The following is a 16,659-nucleotide window of genomic DNA, read 5'->3' on the forward strand; positions in this document are numbered from 1 at the left end:
ACATCGGGTTGTTGCCCCGGACGCCCTACGTCTATTCGGTCCGGGGCGCCGGACAGACCACCCCGCAGGTGACCCTCCGGATCCCCTGAGCCCGAGCCGCGGCCGGCGGGATCCACCCGGACGAATCGGGCTACCATCGAGGGGTGCCCGCTTCGTTCCGGGCGGGCAACCCGCATCAGCAGATCAGGTTCTGCCGGGCCGCCGACGGTGTGCGCATCGCCTATGCGGTGCATGGCACCGGCCCCCCGTTGCTGATCTCCACCTGCTGGCTCTCCCATCTGCAGCACGATTGGGAGAGCCCGGTCTGGCGGCACTTCCTGTCCGACCTCGGCGAGTTTGCGACCGTGATCCGGTTCGACGAGCGGGGCCACGGCCTGTCCGATTGGGACGTCACCGACTTCTCGCTTGAGGCTCGGCTCGGAGATCTGGCGGCCGTCGCCGACGACGCCGGCTTTCCCACGTTCGCGCTGATGGCGATGGCGCAAGGGGGTCCGGTGGCGATCACGTACGCGCACCGGTACCCGGGCCGGGTCACCCGGCTGGTGTTCTACGACAGCTACGCCGACCCGCTGCACGGCATGACCGACGACGACATCGAGCTGGAGGACGCGTTCGAGCACATCATCAAGGCGGGCTGGGGCCGGCCGGAGAGCACCTTCCGGCGAGTGTTCAGCACGCAGATGATCCCGGACGCGACCGAGGAGCAGCTCGGCTGGCTGGACGAGCTGCTCCGGGTGTCGGTGTCCCCGCGCACCGCTGTGCTCGCCCGGCAACAACGCAAGGGGGCCGACGCCAGTGCCCTGATGCCGCAGCTGACGGCACCCACCCTGGTCCTGCATTCGTTGCGGGACCGGATGAACAGCTTCGCGCACGCGCGCCATCTGTCGACCGGCATCCCCGGCGCCCGGCTGGTGCCGCTGGACAGCGGCAACCACATCCTGCTGGCCGACGAACCGGCCTGGCCACAGTTCGTCACCGCGGTGCGCGATTTCCTCGCCGACGACCGCGAGTCCGCCCCGGCCCCGGCGAGAGTGCCGCTGGCCCAGGTGCTCTCCGGTCGCGAACTGCAGGTGTTGGGCCTGGCGGCGCAGGGCCGGGACAACGACGAGATCGCCCGCCGCCTCACGCTGAGCGTGCGCACCGTCGAACGGCACCTGCAGAACATCTACGCGAAGCTGGAGGTGCAGGGAAAGTCGGCCCGCACGGCCGCGGTCGCCCGATTGCTGTCCGGCTGACTACGCGCCGGCACCCAGCCCGGTGCCGACCGGACCCCGCGGCTTTGAGCGGGTGCACCGATGCCGGCCGGGCTCGGGCCGTCCTACCGTTGTTCCCAACGCCGAAGACATCGGCGGACATGTTGCGGGACAGGGAGATTCGACATGACGCAGGCACCTGCGCAGAGCGCGGTCAAGCGCAAGCACCGGGCGATGTGGGCGTTCGGCAACTACGACGCCGTGGCCACCGAGGTCGTCGGTGGGCTGGGGCCGGTGCTCGTAGCGGCGGCCGGCATCGGACCCGGGCAGCGGGTGCTGGACGTCGCCGCGGGGTCGGGCAACGCGAGCATCCCGGCGGCCGAGACCGGGGCTGCGGTCACCGCCAGCGACCTGACGCCCGAGCTGCTGGACATTGGGGAGCGGCGGGCGGCCGAGCGGTCGCTGGAGCTGACCTGGGTGGAGGCCGACGCCGAGTTCCTGCCGTTCGGCGACAGCGAGTTCGACGTCGTCACCTCCTGCGTCGGGGTGATGTTCGCGCCCTTCCACCAGCCGGTCGCCGACGAGCTGCTGCGGGTGACCCGCCCGGGCGGCACCATCGCCCTGATCAACTGGACCCCGGAGGGCTTCATCGGGCAGATGTTCGGCGTCATGCGCGGATTCGTTCCGGCGCCGCCGCCCGGCGCGCAGCCCGGCCCGCTGTGGGGGACCGAGACCCACGTCCGCGTGCTGTTCGGCGATCTGGTCAGCGAGCTGACCGCCGAACGACGACGGCTCACCGTGGACCGGTTCGCCGATGCCGAGCAGTTCCGGGACTACTTCAAGCAGTACTACGGCCCGACCATCGCCGCCTACCGCACGGTCGCCGACGATCCCGCCCGGACCGCGGAGCTGGACCGGGCCCTGGCCGAACTGGCCCGGTCGGCCGGGGCCGACACCGGCCGCATGGAGTGGGAGTACCTGCTCGTCACGGCCCGTCGGGCCGGCTGAGCGTGGCCGTGGTCCCGGCGGCCAGGCGCTGCCGCGCCTGGTCCGACCGGGGACCCACCGGCACGCTCCGGGTCGCGGCCGCCAGCCCCATCGTCGGGGTGTCGACATAGATCGATTCGGCCCGATCGACCATGTAGGTCTCGTGGAAGACGCCGACCGCCCCGTTGGCCCGGCGGGCGCGCCGGTTGTAGGCGGCCCACGCCGGCCGGTGCTGCGCGGTGGGGTCACCGGCGTAGGCGTACAGCTTCTCGGTCGATTCCCAGTACTGGATCAGCGTCGGCCCACGCCGGCCGATCAGCATCCGGTACCCCAGCAGGCCGGAGTCCGGATCCTTGGCCAGCTCGGCCAGCATGCCCGGCATGGCCGCAAAGGTCGGCCACCACAGATCGGGTCGATGCCAGCGGTTGATCGTCATGCCGATGTGGAAGACGACCAGCGGGCCGTCGTGTCGGTGGGTCATCCGCCGGGTGTCCGGGTGGGCCATGGGAGTGCCTTTCGATAGGATAGTGACGCTCTCCAATAATGGGGAGTGACACTATCCAATGTCAAGGACGCCCTGTGCGCATCTCCGAGTTGTCCCGGGCCAGCGGGGTCCCGACGGCGACGATCAAGTACTACCTGCGCGAGAAGCTGCTGCACGAGGGAGTTCTCACCTCGGCGACGCAGGCCCGGTACGACCGGACGCACGTCGACCGGCTGCGCCTGATCCGGGCGCTGCTGGGACCGGGCGGGCTGTCGGTGGCCAAGGTGCGGCCGGTGCTCGAGGCCATCGACCACGCGGACGAGCCCAGCAACGAGCTGCTCGGGGTGGCCCACTGCGCCCTGGTGGCACCGGCCGACCCGGACCGGGACCTGTCCCGGGTGACCGCGATCCTGCAGCGCTGGGGGTGGGCGGCCGCGGCCAAGGACCGGGACAGCCAGGCGGCGCTGCTGGACGCGTTGGAGGCGATCGACGCCGCCGGCTTCACCATGCCGCCCGAGGCCCTGGACGGCTACGCGCAGGCGATGCTGCAGGTCGCCACCATGGAGCTCGCGCACCTGCCCACCGAGTCACCCGCGGAGGCCGTGCGGTACGTCGTGCTGGGCACCGTGCTCAACGAACCGCTGATCCTGGCCCTGCGCCGGTTGGCCGAACAGCACGTCTCGACCGAACGGTTCGCCGGCCCGGACCTGCCGGACGGTGACTGAGCGGTCAGCGCGCGCCGGCCAGCGACGCGCGCTGGGCGGCCACCAGGACCTCGAGCACGTCCCGGGCCGAGATCATCCCCAGGACCTCATGCCCGTCACCCACCGGCAGGTGCCGGATCTCGGCGTCCACCATCATCGACCCGGCCTGCGCGATCGAGGTGTCGGCCGGCGCCCAGATCAGGTCGAAGGTGGCGATCTCCTCGACCTGCCGGGTCTGGAGGTCGACCTCGCCCTGCGCGAGGGCATAGATCAGGTCGCGTTCGGAGACCAGCCCGATGCGCTCGTTGTCGTCGATCAGCACGACGGCACCGATCTGGTTGCCCACCAGCTCGGCCAACGCCTGCGCCCAACTGGCGCCGGCGTCGATGGTGGCCACCGACGTGGTCATGATCCGGGTGACCGGATCGGTGGGTTGCGCGGTGCGTGGACTGGTCATCGTCCGCTCCTGACCTGGTTGCTCCTGGCCGGCACCACATGTCGACGGTGCCGGTCAGAACCAGTTTTGGCGCGGGCGGCCAGAGGTGGCGAGGGCCATTGGTCCTGTCTCGGCGGTCCTGTCCCGGTGGCCTGTCCCGGCCGGGCGGCAACGGTCGGGGTCAGGCGGACTGCAGATCGCTGTCCTTGAGGCCGACCAGGGTCACGGTGGATCCGGGGTCGGGATTGAACTCGACGGTGTAGGTGGTCGTTCCCCAACCGGCCTGCCGGTTGACGATCCTTCCGGGGGCTCCGAGGGGGACTGCAGTCGTGACGCCATAGCGAATGTCGCGAGCCGCTCGCACCGTGGTGAGCGCCGGAAATGCCATCCGTCCTCCTTGAGGGTTGGTCTTCCAGCGGCACCCTACCCACCCCGAACGGGATCGGAATACCCGGATGGGATGAACAATGCGAAAACCCTCGGCGGGCGGTGTCCCCACACCGGGTTCCAGACGCGGGGCGCACCGGGCGCTGCTCTACTGTCGGTGATTGCCACCGGCCGCTCGGGTCGGACCCCGGCACACAGGCAGGAGGGACGTCCGTGACCGATTCGGGACAGGATGCCGCCGCACTCGCGGACCCCCAGATCCAGGACTCCACCGAATCGGACGAGTCGCCCACCGCCACCGAGATCTCCTTCGATGAACATTTCTATCCGGCCCGACCGCGGGCGCTGGGCCCGCGGGCGCGGCTGAATCACCTGAGCGAGGCGCCGCCGCCGTTCGCGGCCGACGCGCGCAACCACGCCTACGTCGAGTGGCTCGAGAACATGTCGATGCTGGGCGACGCGAACAACGTGGCCCGCCAGCTGTCCGGCCAGGCGGGCATGTGGCTCAACCCGTACGCGTACCCGAACCCACGGTCGGCCGTCGACCGGGCCTCGGTCTGGTTCACCGCCTACCCGCTGTCGCTGATCTCGGCGCCCGGCCAGTCCTACCTGGCCGCCCTCGGCGAGGAGGGACTGTGGACGGCGTTCGAGCAGATCGGCGTCGAGGCCGTGCACATCGGTCCGGTCAAGCGGGCCGGCGGCATCAGCGGGTGGGACTACACCGCCAGCGTGGACGGCCATTTCGACCGGATCAGCATGGCCCTGGACCCGTTGTTCGGGACCGAGAAGGATTTCCGGGTGATGTGCGCCGAGGCCCTGGCCCATGACGGGGTGATCATCGACGACATCGTGCCCGGCCACACCGGCAAGGGGGCCGACTTCCGGCTGGCCGAGATGAACCACAAGGACTACCCGGGGATCTACCACATGGTCGACATCCCCGAGGAGGACTGGCATCTGCTGCCCGACGTGCCGCCCGGTCAGGACTCGGTCAACATCGACCAGGCCACCGAGAAGGCGTTGCAGGAAACCGGGTACATCATCGGCCAGATGCAGCGGGTGATCTTCTACGAGCCGGGGGTCAAGGAGACCAACTGGAGCGCGACCCGGGCCGTCCGGGACACCACCGGCAAGTTCCGGCGGTGGGTGTACCTGCACTATTTCAAGTCCGGCCAACCGTCGATCAACTGGCTGGACCCGACCTGCTCGGGCATGCGGCTCGTGCTGGGCGATGCCATGCACTCGCTGGTCGACCTGGGCTCGGCCGGACTCCGCCTGGACGCCAACGGCTTCCTGGGCGTGGAGAAGAGCGCCGAGGAGCAGCCGGCCTGGTCCGAGGGGCACCCGCTCTCGCAGGCGGCGAACCAGCTCATCGGCAGCATGGTCCGCAAGGTCGGCGGGTTCACCTTCCAGGAACTGAACCTGACGATGGACGACATCAAGGCCACCTCCAAGGACGGCCCCGACCTGTCCTACGACTTCGTCACCCGGCCGGCGTACCACCACGCCTTCGTCACCGGCGACACCGGATTCCTGCGGCTGACCCTGCGGGAGGCCATGAAGATCGGCATCGATCAGGCCTCGCTGGTCCACGCCCTGCAGAATCACGACGAGATGACCTACGAGCTGGTTCATTTCGCCACCAAGCACAAGGACGAGACCTACACCCTGGGCGGTCGCGAGTTCCTGGGCTCCGATCTGGCCGAGCACATCCGGCAGACGCTGCGGGACAAGATCACCGAACCGGCGGCGTCCTACAACCTGGTGTTCACCCAGAACGGCATCGCCTGCACCACCGCGTCGATCATCGCCGCCACCCAGGGTCTGGCCGACCCGGCCGCGGCCACCGACGAGCAGGTCGAGCAGATCCGGCGCGGCCACCTGCTGCTGGCCATGTTCAACGCGCTGCAGCCCGGGGTCTTCGCCCTCTCCGGCTGGGACCTGGCCGGCAACGTCACGCTCGACCCGGCGCAGGTGCAGAGCCTGATCCGGGAGGGTGACACCCGCTGGATCCACCGCGGCGCGCACGATCTGATGGGGGCCAACCCCGCGGCCACGGCGTCCACCTCGGGCATGCCCAAGGCCCGCAGCCTCTATGGCAGCCTGCCCGACCAGCTCGCCGACCCGGCGTCCTTCGCCCGGCAGCTGGGCCGGGTCCTGGCGGTGCGCAAGCAGCTGGGCATCGCCACCGGGGCCCTGCTGGAGGTCATCGAGGCCGCCGATCCGGAGGTGTTGGCGATGGTCAACTGGACGGCCAGCGGCCTGATCCAGTTGACCGTCTTGAACTTCTCCGGCACCGATCTGGTGGCCGAGATCGCCTCCGACCACCTGGAACCGGGCTGCGCCGTGGTCGACGGCCTGGACGAGAGCTACCGGGCCGTGGTCGACGCCGACCGGCACCTGTCCGTCCCGCTGGCCGCGTACCAGGGCCGGGCCCTGGTGGTCGAGCCGGCCGCGGCCCCGAGCGAGTCCGCGCCCGTCAGCGGGTAGTTGCGGCGCGCGCCGGCGGCGGCCGGGTGGGCCAAGATGTCCCGATGACCATTGGGATCTCCTTCGCCGCCGCCGCCGACGGCACCCGCAGCACGACCACCGCCGGCCGCGGGATCGTGGCCGACGCGCTGCGGGCCGCCGACCCGGTGGGCGCCCGGGCGGTGGCGAACGAGACCGCGTGGCGCAGCCGCTACCTGCAGCACTTCCGGCGGCTGGTGGAGGCCGGCGTGGACAGCCCGGCGGCGTGGCTGGCGATCGCCGACGCCGGACTGCAGTCGGTGCACCAGCACCTGTCGGCCGACGACGCGCCACTGGCCGACGTCCTGACCGCGCCCGTCGGGCGCCAGTTGGCCACGGTCGAGGTGGCCGGGTCGGCCGAGCCCAGCACCGAGCTGGCGTTGCCCTACCACGGCCGGTCGCTGCGCGGTCAGCAGCTGCGCGATCATCTGGCCGGCTGGGTGGACCAGGGCGTGCTGGAGCCCTCGGCCGCCGTCGCCGTCGGCGAGGTCATCGATCATCCCGAGTGGCTGGCCCTGGCCGGGCACACCGTGGTCGTCCTGGGCGCGGGGGCCGAGATGGGCCCGGTCGGGCCGCTGCTCGGCTGGGGTGCCCGGGTGGCCGCGGTCGACCTGCCCCGACCGGCCGTGTGGGAACGGCTGATCCGGCTGGCCCGGGCCGGAGCCGGCACCTTGCTGGTGCCGGCCGATTCGGCCGAGCCGACCGACCTGGCCGCCGCGGCCGGGGCCGATCTGCTCACTGAGGTCCCCGAGATCGCCGACTGGCTCGGTGGTCTGGACGGCCGGCTGGTCCTGGGCAACTACCTCTACGCCGACGGTGGCACCCACGTCCGGCTCTCGGTCGCCGCCGATCTGCTCGGTACCCGGGTGGCCGGCGATCGGCCGGACACCGCGCTGGCGTTCCTGGCCACCCCGACCGACGTGTTCGTGGTGCCGCGCGCCGCGGTCGAGCAGTCCACCCGGGCCTACACCGGCCGGTCCGGCACCGCCAAGGTGCTCGGCCGCCCGCTGCGCTGGGTCACCCGCGGGCGGCTCATGCACCGGGCCTACCCGCCGGACGCCGACCCCGGCATCGCCGACGCGCTGGTGCCCGCGCAGGGCCCGAACTACGTGCTGGCCAAACGGATCCAGCGCTGGCGGGCGGCCAGCGCGCGGGCGGACGGGCGGCTGGTCTCCTTCCACGTGGCCCCGTCCACCCGCACCCAGTCCGTGATCAAGAACCGGGCCCTGGCCGCCGCCTACGCCGGCGCCCGCCGGTTCGGGGTGGAGATCTTCGAACCGGACACCGCGAACACGCTGATGGCCGCCCTGCTGGTGCGGGACCTGGCCGGGCCGCCGAGCCGGCACGAGCACCCGTGGCAGGACGAGGCGCACGCCGCCGTGCACGGCGGGCTGTGGCGCTGCGCGTACGAGCCACGCAGCATGCTCGGGCTGGCCGCCGTGCTCGGCTACGCGGCCTCCCGCCGATGAGGGTGCTGATCACCGGCGGGGCCGGGTTCCTGGGCACCCTGCTGGCCCGCCGGCTGCTGGCCGATCCGCCCGCATTCGGCGGCGGTCCCGCCGGGCCGGTGGACGAGCTGATCCTGCTCGATCCGCTGCCCCCGGCGGCCGACCTGGCCGGTGATCCCCGGGTCCGCGTGGTCGCCGCCGGTCTGGACGCCATCGGTGAGCTGCGCCCGGTCGACGCGATCTTCCATCTGGCCGGGGTGGTCAGCGGCGCCGCCGAGGTGGACTTCGACCTGGGGCTGCGGACCAACCTGGACGGCACCCGGGCGGTCCTGGACTGGGCGCGGGCGCACCCGGTGCCACCGATCCTGGTCTTCACCAGCTCGCTGGCCGTGTTCGGCCAGGATCCGGCACTCGACACCCCGATCGACACCCCGATCGACACCCCGATCGACACCCCGATCGACACCCCGATCGACACCGTGATTGAGGACGACACGTTGCCCCGGCCGCAGTCGAGCTACGGGTTCCAGAAATTCATCGGCGAGCAGCTGGTGGCCGATTACACCCGTCGCGGCTACCTGCGGGGGCGCAGCGTCCGGCTGATGACCGTCGCGGTGCGCCCGGGCCGGCCGAACGCCGCGGCCTCCGGCTTCCTGTCCGGGCTGATCCGCGAGCCGGTGCACGGCCAGGCCACCACCTGCCCGGTGCCGCCGGACCTGCCGGTCGCACTGTCCTCACCCGGGCGCAGCATCGAGGGCATCGTGACCGCGGCGGCCGTCTCCGACGACCGGTGGGGCAGCACCACGGCGATGACCCTGCCCGGGCTGTCGACCACCCCGGCGCAGCTGGCCGCCGGGCTGGACCGGGTGGTCGGGCCGGGCACCAGCAAGCTGATCAGTTGGACGCCGGACCCGGCGATCGTGGCCATCGTCGGGCGGTGGCCGGCCCGGTTCCGGACCCGGCGGGCGGCCGCGCTGGGGCTTCGGGCCAACGAGGACGTGGACTCGGTGATCCGCGAATTCCTGGGCCGCAGCTGAGCCGTCCGGGCACCCGTGGCGCGAGCATCGAGCGCTCATCAGGCCACCTAGGCTGATGGCGTGGGGAGCCGGTGGAGCGTCGAGACGGTGATGGCCGCCGCCCCCGACTCGGCGTCCCAGGTGGCCGGGCGCAAGCTGGCCCGGCCCGGCCCGTGGAGTTCGATCGGCGGGTCGGACGGGCTGCTGTGGGGGGAGTGCCAGGGCTCCGGGAAGACCCCGTACCGGGTCACCGTGGACACCGGCACCCGCCGGTACCAGTGCAGCTGCCCGTCCCGGAAGTTCCCGTGCAAGCACGCGCTGGCCCTGCTGTTCCTGTGGGCCGAGGACCGCGTCGACGCATCGGGCGAGATCGCCGGCTACGCCCAAGACTTCGCCGATCGCGGGCGGCCGGCGGCCGGCGGGCCGGCCCCGCCGGCGCCGGCGGCCGTCAGGGAGCAGACCCCGGCGCAGCAGGCGGCCGCGGCGGCCCGGGCGGCGCAGCGCGACCAACGGGTCGAGGACGGGCTGGCCGAACTGGACCGCTGGCTGGCCGATCAGGTGGCCGGCGGGCTGGCCCGCGCCGCCCAGGACCCCTACGGCTGGGCCGAACCGACCGCGGCCCGGATGGTCGATGCGCAGGCGCCCGGCGTGGCCGCCCGGCTGCGCCGGCTGCCCGCGGTGATCGCCTCCGGGGCCGGCTGGCCCGGCCGGCTGCTGGACGAGCTGGCCCTGCTGCACCTGCTGGCCCGCGGCTACCGGCAGCGGGCCGGTCTGCCCGCCGACCTGGTGGCCACCGTCCGCGACCACGTCGGCTTCACGGTGCCCCGGGCCGACGTGCTCGCCGGGCCCGCTGTTCGCGATCACTGGGTCGTCGTCGGCTTTCGCGACCTGGACACCGAGACCGTGTCCACGCGTCGGGTGTGGTTGCACGGCCGGGTATCCGGACGCTGGGCCCAGGTGCTGTTCTTCGCCGCCGGCGGCGCCGCCCTGGACTCCTCGCTGGTGCCGGCCACCGTCCTGGACGCCGATCTGCACTTCTACCCCGGGCGGGCCGGGCTGCGGGCCGCCGTCGGGACCGGCCACGCCGAGCCGGTCGCGCTCACCGGCTGGCGACCGGCCACCGACACGGTGGCGACCGCCGCCGACGCCTGGGCCGCCGCCCTGGCCGCCGATCCGTGGCAGCACCAGATCCCGGTGGTCCTGCGCGGCCGGATCGATCACGACGGCCGTGGATGGAGCTGCACCGACCCGGCCGGCGCATCGGTGCGGGTGCACGGGACCGAGCTGGACCTGTGGCGGCTGTACGCGCTGACCGCCGAGGCAACGGCCCGTGGGCCGCTGGACGTGGTGGGGGAATGGAGCGCGGCCGGGTTCCGCCCGGCCTCGGTCGTGCTGGACGGTCAGCTGGTGGTGCTGTGACCGGGCCGGACCATTCCACCCTGGTCGTCGCGGCCACCGTCGGAACCGCCCATCGGGCCGTCGATTTCGAGGCGCTCGCGCCCGAGTTGCGGCCGGCGGCGCCGATCACCGACGCGGCCATGGCCCTGCTGGACGCGGCCGCGTTGACCGCCCTGGCCCGCCGCACCGAGCCGGCCGCCCCGCCGCGGCCGGCGACCGCGGTCACCCCCGATCCGTCGGCCGAGCCGCCCGCGGACCCACGACCCGTGGTGCCCGATGTCGTCCGGCAGGTGCTCAGCCGCGTGCACGACCAGCCGGAGATCCTGCTGGAGGCCCTGTCGTTGATCGACCGGGCCGGACTGCGGCTGCCGCCGGTGCTGCTGCCCGGGCTGCTGGAGGACCCCCGACCCGCGGTGGTGGCGGCCACCCGGGCGGTCGGCGGTCAGCTCGGCCGGCTGTTGATGATCAAGAATCCGCGCTGGGCACCCCCGGCCGACCCCGACCCGGCCGACCGGACGCCCTGGCAGGAGGGCACGGTGGCCGAACGCGCCGGCTGGCTGCAGGCCCTGCGCCGGCAGGACCCGGCCGCCGCCCGCGAGGTGCTGGCCGCCGATTTCGACCGGGACGGCGCCGCCGCCCGGGCCGACCTGCTGGCCGTGCTGGCCGACCGGCTCTCGCCCGCCGACCAGGACTTCCTGCTGGCCGCGGCGGGCGACCGCAGCCGGGTGGTGGTGGCCCGGGCGATCGAACTGCTGACCCGATTGCCGGATTCGCCGCTGCGCCGGGACATGCGCCGGCTGGCCGCCCGGCACCTGCAGATCGGCCGGAGGTTCCTGCGCCCCACGGTCACCGTCACCGTTCCGGTCGCGGCCGAGTTCGCGCCGTGGCCGGTTCCCGAGGGCGAGCCCTGGACGGCGGTGCTGGGCCGGATCGATCCGGCCGACTGGCCGGCCGTTTTCGGCGGTGACCTGCTGGCGCTGATCGCCGACGACGCGCCGGAACTGCAGCCGCTGACGCCGGGGTTCCGGGAGGCCGCCCTGACCTTCCGGCATCCGGATCTGGCCCGGGTGCTGGTGTACCGGCGGCTGGCCGCGGCGACCGCGAAGGCCCCGCCGACCGTCGACCCGCCGATGTGGTCGGTGCTGACCCCGGCCGATGCGACCGACCTGCTGGACCGGTTGCTGGCCGACCGCCGGGCCCGCGCCGACCAGGTGGCCACGGTCCTGGGCGCCGTGCCGGCGCCCTGGCCGCTGCCCTTCGCCCGCCGCCTGGCCGCCTGGTTGGCCGCCGGCGGGGTCGGCGCCGGCCCCGCCCCGCGGGCCCTGTGGGACCGTTGGGCCGCCGCGGCCGCCCGGCCCGACTGCCGGGCGCTGGCCGAGCTGGCTCGCACGCTGGCCGGCCAGGCCACCGGTGACCAGGCCTCCGCCCTGGTCACCCGGGCCGGGCGGGCCGCGAACCTGCTCACCCTGCGCGCCGTGCTGCACGAGACCCTTTGCCCCCCAGGAGGACACCAGTGACCGAGGCCCCCGCCGTGCTGCGCCCGCACGCCGAGCAGCAGTTCGCCGCGGAGTTGACGGCCCTGGCCGCCGCCGACGACCGGCCGCGCCCGACGAACTGGCGGCTCTCGCCGTGGGCCGTGGTCACCTACCTGCTCGGCGGCACCGCCGGAGACACCGTGATCACCCCCAAGTACGTCGGGTCCCGGCGGTTGATCGAGGTCGCGGTGGCCACCGTGGCCACCGACCGGGCCCTGCTGCTGCTCGGCGTGCCCGGCACGGCCAAATCGTGGGTGTCCGAGCATCTGGCCGCCGCCATCAGCGGCGATTCGACCCTGCTCATCCAGGGCACCGCCGGCACCGCGGAGGAGGCCATCCGCTACGGCTGGAACTACGCCCGGCTGCTGGCCCAAGGACCGTCCGAGGCGGCCCTGGTGCCGTCGCCGGTGATGACGGCCATGCGCACCGGGGCGCTCGCCCGGATCGAGGAGCTGACCCGGCTGCCCTCCGACGTCCAGGACGCGCTGATCACCGTGCTGAGCGAGAAGACGCTGCCGATCCCCGAACTGGGCATCGAGGTGCAGGCCCGCCCCGGGTTCAACGTCATCGCCACCGCCAACGATCGAGATCGCGGCGTCAACGAGCTCTCCTCGGCCCTGCGCCGCCGGTTCAACACCGTCGTCTTGCCGTTGCCGGCCGGGGTGGACGAGGAGGTGGGCATCGTCGCCACCCGGGTGGCCGATCTCGGTCGCACCCTGGACCTGCCATCGGCCACCGACGCGGTGGCCGAGATCCGGCGGGTGGTCACGGTTTTCCGGGAGCTGCGGTCCGGGCTGACCGAGGACGGGCGGACCTCGCTCAAGGTGCCCAGCGGCAGCCTGTCCACGGCCGAGGCGATCTCGGTGGTCACCGGCGGCCTGGCCCTGGCCGCCCATTTCGGCGACGGGGTGCTGCGGGCCGCCGATGTCGCCGGCGGCATCCAGGGCGCGGTGGTCAAGGACCCGGTCGCCGACCGCATCGCCTGGACCGAATACCTGGAGACCGTCGTGCGGCAGCGCACCGAATGGCACGACTTCTACCGGGCCTGCCGCGAGGTTGCCGGATGAGCGATCCGGTGGTGCGGGTGCTCGGCATCCGGCACCACGGGCCGGGTTCGGCCCGGGCCGTGCTGGCCACGTTGACGCAGTGGCAGCCGGACCGGGTGCTGATCGAAGGTCCGCCGGAGGCCGACGCGCTGGTCGGCTTCGCCGCCGACCCCGACCTGGTGCCGCCGGTGGCGTTGCTGGCCTACCGGCAGGACGATCCGGCCGCGTCCGCGTTCTGGCCGCTGGCCGTGTTCTCCCCGGAGTGGCAGGCGATGAGCTGGGCGGCGCGCCGGGGCGTGCCGGTCGCCTTCATGGATCTGCCCGCGGCGATGCTGCTGGCCCGGGACCGGCCCGATCCGGCCGCCGAATCCGCCGGCACCGGCGATCGGGACGACGGGACAGCCGGTCCTGATGAGGAGAGCGTCCCGACGGCCGACGAGCCGACCGGCGCGGCGCCGACCGTGCGCACCGACCCCATCGCGCTACTGGCCCGGGCCGCGGGGTACGACGACCCGGAACGGTGGTGGGAGGACGTGATCGAAAGTCGCCGGACCGTCGCCGGCGCGGACGGCCCGTTCGAGGCGGTCACCGAAGCGATGACCGCGGTGCGGGCGGACCGGCCCGAGACCGACGAGGTGACTTTGCGCCGAGAGGCGCACATGCGCAAGGTGCTTCGCGCCCAGCTCAAGACCGGGCCGCAGCGGGTGGCGGTGGTCTGCGGCGCCTGGCACGCGCCGGCGCTGGCCGGCACGCTGCCCGGCAAGGCCCCGACCGCCACCGCCGACGCGGCCCTGCTGCGGGGGCGGCCGACCGCGAAGGTCACTCTCACCTGGGTGCCCTGGACCCACTCCCGGCTGGTCGCCGCGTCCGGGTACGGCGCCGGCATCGACTCACCCGGCTGGTACCGGCACCTGTTCGTCACCGCCGAACACCCGCTGGAACGCTGGATGACGCTGACCGCCGGCGTGTTGCGCCGCCGCGACCTGCCCACCTCGACCGCGCACGTCATCGAGGCCGTCCGGCTGGCCCGGACCCTGGCCCACCTGCGGGACCGCCCGGAGCCCGGCCTGAGCGAAGTCATCGACGCCACCCGCGCGGTGCTGTGCGAGGGCAGCGAGCTGGCCGTGGATTTCGTCCTGCGGGACGCGGTGGTCGGCGAGGAGCTGGGCCGGGTCCCCGACGCGGCGCCGACGGTGCCGCTGGATGCGGACCTGCGAGCGACCGCGCGAGCGCTGCGGCTCAAGTTCGACGCCGTCGCGCGGGAGGTCACCCTCGACCTGCGCGCGGCCACCGACCTCCGCAAATCCCACCTGTGGTGGCGGCTGGGCATCCTGGGCGTCGACTGGGCCGACCCCGCGGAGGTCGCCGGCACCGGCACCTTCAAGGAGGCCTGGACCCTGGCCTGGCGGCCGGAGCTGGCGGTCCGGTTGATCGAGGCATCCGTCTGGGGCACCACCATCCCGGCGGCCGCCGCTCGCCGGCTGGTCGACCGGGCCACCACCCTGGCCGCGTGTACCGCGGCCATCGCCGACTGCATCACCGCCGATCTGCCGGCCGCGATGACCGACCTGCTGGACCGGCTGGATCGGCTGGCGGCCGGGACGGCAGACGTCAGCGCGCTGCTCGAGGCGCTGCCGGCGCTGGTCCGCGCCCAGCGGTACGGCACCGTCCGCGGCTCGGACACCGCCGCGGTGGCCACGGTCGCCCAGGCCGTGCTCATCCGGATCAGCGCGGGCCTGCCGGCGGCGCTGGGCGGGCTCGGCCCGGATGCGGCCCGGGAGATCCGCCAGCCACTGGAACGCACCCACGAGGTGGTGCCGCTGTTGCCCGAGGGACCGGCCCGGGACGGCTGGTACCGCGCCTTGGCCCAGGCCGGCGAACGGCACGACCTGCCGGCGCTGCTGGCCGGCCGCATCGTCCGGCTGCTCATGGACGCCGGCCTGATGCCCCGCCCCGAGGCCGCCGACCGGCTGCACGCGGCCCTGTCGGGCGGCCCGACCGCGGCCGAGAAGGCGGAATGGGCCGAGGGTTTCACCGCCGGCGGAGCCTTGCTGCTGATCCACGACGACGCCCTGCTGGCCGTGCTGGACCGTTGGGTGCGCAGCCTGACCGACGAGGAGTTCCTGCAGGTCCTGCCGTTGCTGCGGCGCGGCTTCGGCACCTTCGCGCCGGCCGAACGAGGCAACCTGCTGCTCGCCGCTCGCAGCCTGTCCGGGTCCGGCGGCGCCCCCACCCACGGCCCGGGCGTCGACCTGAGCCGGGCCGGGCCGGTGCTGGCGACGGCTCGACGGCTGCTGGGGACGAGCTGATGACCGGCATCGAGGAGGGGGAGCGGCTGCGCCGCTGGCGGCTGCTGGTCGGCGACGATCCCGCCACCGACCCCGGGTCCACGGTGAGCCTGTCGGCCGACGACCGCCGGATCGACGGCGCCTTGGCCGCGGTCTACGACGACCAGGGGCCGCCGGAGCCCGGCGCGAAGCGGTCGGCCGGCCTGGGCTCCTCGGCGCCCCGGGTGGTCGGGTGGCTGGGCGACATCCGCTCCTACTTCCCGTCCACCGTGGTCCAGGTGATGCAACGGGACGCGGTGGACCGGCTCCGGCTGCACCAGCTGCTGCTGGAACCGGAACTGCTGGACGCGGTCGAGCCGGACGTGAACCTGGTGGCCACGCTGATCGGGATGAGCCGGCTGCTGCCGGAGCGGTCCCGGGCCACCGCCCGCACGGTGGTCGCGCGGGTCGTCCGGCAGATCGAGGACCGGATCGCCGACCGCACCACCGCCGCGGTGCAGGGCGCGTTGAACCGGTCGGCCCGCACCCAGCGACCGCGCCGGGCCAGCGACATCGACTGGCCCCGAACCATTTCCGCGAATCTCAAACACTGGCTGCCGGAGCAGCGGACCGTCGTGCCGGAGCGGCTGGTCGGCTACGGGCGGCGGCAGAACATGGTGCAGCGCAGTGTCGTGGTGGCCATCGACCAATCCGGGTCGATGGCCGAGTCGGTCGTCTACGCCTCGATCTTCGGGGCGGTGATGGCCTCCCTGCGGGCGCTGCGAACCTCGCTGGTGGTCTTCGACACGGCCGTGGTCGACCTGACCGATCAACTGCACGACCCGGTCGAGGTGCTGTTCGGCACCCAACTGGGTGGCGGTACCGACATCAACGCCGCGGTGGCCTACTGCCAGGACCTGATCAGCACGCCGGCCGACACCATCTTCGTGCTCATTTCCGACCTGTACGAGGGTGGGATCGCCGGTGAGCTGGTCCGGCGGATGAACGCGATGAAGCTGGCCGGGGTGCAGGTCATCGCCCTGCTGGCCCTGTCCGACTCCGGCGCCCCGTCCTACGACCGGGAGCACGCGGCCGCGCTGGAGGCGATCGGCGTGCCCGCCTTCGCCTGCACTCCGGATGCCTTTCCCGACCTGCTGGCCTGCGCCATCCAGCGCGGTGACGTCGCCGCGTGGGCCCACCGGTACCGGGCGGAATCGGGCTGACCGGACCAGGATCGCAGCCGTGGCCGC

General features: G+C 73.4%; 14 protein-coding genes. 11 read left to right on the top strand and 3 right to left on the bottom strand.

The features are described 5' to 3' along the window. Positions 1–143: 143 nt before the first annotated feature. Both NAMU_RS11920 and NAMU_RS11925 read left to right on the top strand, forming a co-directional pair. The gene (locus NAMU_RS11920; RefSeq protein WP_015747659.1) at positions 144–1,235 is read left to right on the top strand and encodes an alpha/beta fold hydrolase; all 1,092 of its coding nucleotides are present in this window, start codon (positions 144–146) and stop codon (positions 1,233–1,235) included. A gap of 144 nt (positions 1,236–1,379) precedes the next feature. After that, positions 1,380–2,201, top strand: coding sequence for a class I SAM-dependent methyltransferase (locus tag NAMU_RS11925; protein WP_015747660.1), 822 nt, complete (start codon positions 1,380–1,382; stop codon positions 2,199–2,201). Here the strand turns inward: NAMU_RS11925 and NAMU_RS11930 are convergent. Continuing rightward, entirely contained in the window at positions 2,179–2,685 is a 507-nt protein-coding gene (locus tag NAMU_RS11930) for a DUF4188 domain-containing protein (RefSeq protein WP_015747661.1), read from the bottom strand. The two genes, NAMU_RS11925 and NAMU_RS11930, sit on opposite strands and share 23 nt — an antisense overlap. A gap of 74 nt (positions 2,686–2,759) precedes the next feature. On the opposite strand from NAMU_RS11930, the gene NAMU_RS11935 reads away from it, so the two are divergent. Then, entirely contained in the window at positions 2,760–3,389 is a 630-nt protein-coding gene (locus NAMU_RS11935) for a MerR family transcriptional regulator (protein WP_015747662.1), read from the top strand. 4 nt (positions 3,390–3,393) lie between these two features. On the opposite strand, the gene NAMU_RS11940 is transcribed toward NAMU_RS11935, so the two are convergent. Continuing rightward, positions 3,394–3,825 carry a CBS domain-containing protein gene (locus NAMU_RS11940; RefSeq protein ID WP_015747663.1) on the bottom strand — a complete coding sequence of 144 codons (432 nt, stop codon included), beginning with the start codon at positions 3,823–3,825 and terminating at the stop codon, positions 3,394–3,396. A 160-nt stretch (positions 3,826–3,985) separates the two neighbouring features. Further along, positions 3,986–4,192 (bottom strand): hypothetical protein, encoded by a 207-nt coding sequence (locus tag NAMU_RS11945; RefSeq protein ID WP_015747664.1) that lies wholly within the window; start codon positions 4,190–4,192, stop codon positions 3,986–3,988. 212 nt (positions 4,193–4,404) lie between these two features. Here NAMU_RS11945 and treS point away from each other — a divergent pair, with 212 nt between their 5' ends. From treS to NAMU_RS11985, 8 genes are read left to right on the top strand one after another with little or no spacing between them, the layout of a single operon-like run. After that, positions 4,405–6,681 carry a maltose alpha-D-glucosyltransferase gene (gene treS, locus NAMU_RS11950; RefSeq protein WP_015747665.1) on the top strand — a complete coding sequence of 759 codons (2,277 nt, stop codon included), beginning with the start codon at positions 4,405–4,407 and terminating at the stop codon, positions 6,679–6,681. 44 nt (positions 6,682–6,725) lie between these two features. Then, positions 6,726–8,168 (top strand): hypothetical protein, encoded by a 1,443-nt coding sequence (locus tag NAMU_RS11955; protein WP_015747666.1) that lies wholly within the window; start codon positions 6,726–6,728, stop codon positions 8,166–8,168. Continuing rightward, positions 8,165–9,184 (top strand): NAD-dependent epimerase/dehydratase family protein, encoded by a 1,020-nt coding sequence (locus NAMU_RS11960; RefSeq protein ID WP_015747667.1) that lies wholly within the window; start codon positions 8,165–8,167, stop codon positions 9,182–9,184. Before NAMU_RS11955 ends, NAMU_RS11960 begins: the two co-directional genes overlap by 4 nt. 60 nt (positions 9,185–9,244) lie before the next feature. After that, positions 9,245–10,582, top strand: a complete 1,338-nt coding sequence (locus NAMU_RS11965; RefSeq protein WP_041368794.1) for an SWIM zinc finger family protein — start codon at positions 9,245–9,247, stop codon at positions 10,580–10,582. After that, on the top strand, positions 10,579–12,078 hold the full coding sequence (locus NAMU_RS31410) for a DUF5691 domain-containing protein (RefSeq protein WP_015747669.1): 1,500 nt from the start codon (positions 10,579–10,581) through the stop codon (positions 12,076–12,078). Before NAMU_RS11965 ends, NAMU_RS31410 begins: the two co-directional genes overlap by 4 nt. Next, positions 12,075–13,163: an ATP-binding protein gene (locus NAMU_RS11975; RefSeq protein ID WP_015747670.1), complete on the top strand. Its 1,089-nt coding sequence runs from the start codon at positions 12,075–12,077 to the stop codon at positions 13,161–13,163. Before NAMU_RS31410 ends, NAMU_RS11975 begins: the two co-directional genes overlap by 4 nt. Further along, positions 13,160–15,451 carry a DUF5682 family protein gene (locus NAMU_RS11980; protein WP_015747671.1) on the top strand — a complete coding sequence of 764 codons (2,292 nt, stop codon included), beginning with the start codon at positions 13,160–13,162 and terminating at the stop codon, positions 15,449–15,451. Before NAMU_RS11975 ends, NAMU_RS11980 begins: the two co-directional genes overlap by 4 nt. Further along, on the top strand, positions 15,451–16,632 hold the full coding sequence (locus NAMU_RS11985; RefSeq protein ID WP_015747672.1) for a VWA domain-containing protein: 1,182 nt from the start codon (positions 15,451–15,453) through the stop codon (positions 16,630–16,632). The genes NAMU_RS11980 and NAMU_RS11985 overlap by 1 nt, the downstream gene beginning before the upstream one ends. Positions 16,633–16,659: the final 27 nt, after the last annotated feature.

Source organism: Nakamurella multipartita DSM 44233 (assembly GCF_000024365.1).
GTDB lineage: Bacteria > Actinomycetota > Actinomycetes > Mycobacteriales > Nakamurellaceae > Nakamurella > Nakamurella multipartita.

What these genes read in the sequence shown, in the direction of transcription:
- NAMU_RS11925 (WP_015747660.1), top strand. Translation starts at nt 1,380, where the DNA reads ATGACGCAGGCACCTGCGCAGAGCGCGGTCAAGCGCAAGCACCGGGCG.
- NAMU_RS11930 (WP_015747661.1), bottom strand. Translation starts at nt 2,685, where the DNA reads ATGGCCCACCCGGACACCCGGCGGATGACCCACCGACACGACGGCCCG.
- NAMU_RS11940 (WP_015747663.1), bottom strand. Translation starts at nt 3,825, where the DNA reads ATGACCAGTCCACGCACCGCGCAACCCACCGATCCGGTCACCCGGATC.
- NAMU_RS11945 (WP_015747664.1), bottom strand. Translation starts at nt 4,192, where the DNA reads ATGGCATTTCCGGCGCTCACCACGGTGCGAGCGGCTCGCGACATTCGC.
- NAMU_RS11955 (WP_015747666.1), top strand. Translation starts at nt 6,726, where the DNA reads ATGACCATTGGGATCTCCTTCGCCGCCGCCGCCGACGGCACCCGCAGC.
- NAMU_RS11960 (WP_015747667.1), top strand. Translation starts at nt 8,165, where the DNA reads ATGAGGGTGCTGATCACCGGCGGGGCCGGGTTCCTGGGCACCCTGCTG.
- NAMU_RS11980 (WP_015747671.1), top strand. Translation starts at nt 13,160, where the DNA reads ATGAGCGATCCGGTGGTGCGGGTGCTCGGCATCCGGCACCACGGGCCG.
- NAMU_RS11985 (WP_015747672.1), top strand. Translation starts at nt 15,451, where the DNA reads ATGACCGGCATCGAGGAGGGGGAGCGGCTGCGCCGCTGGCGGCTGCTG.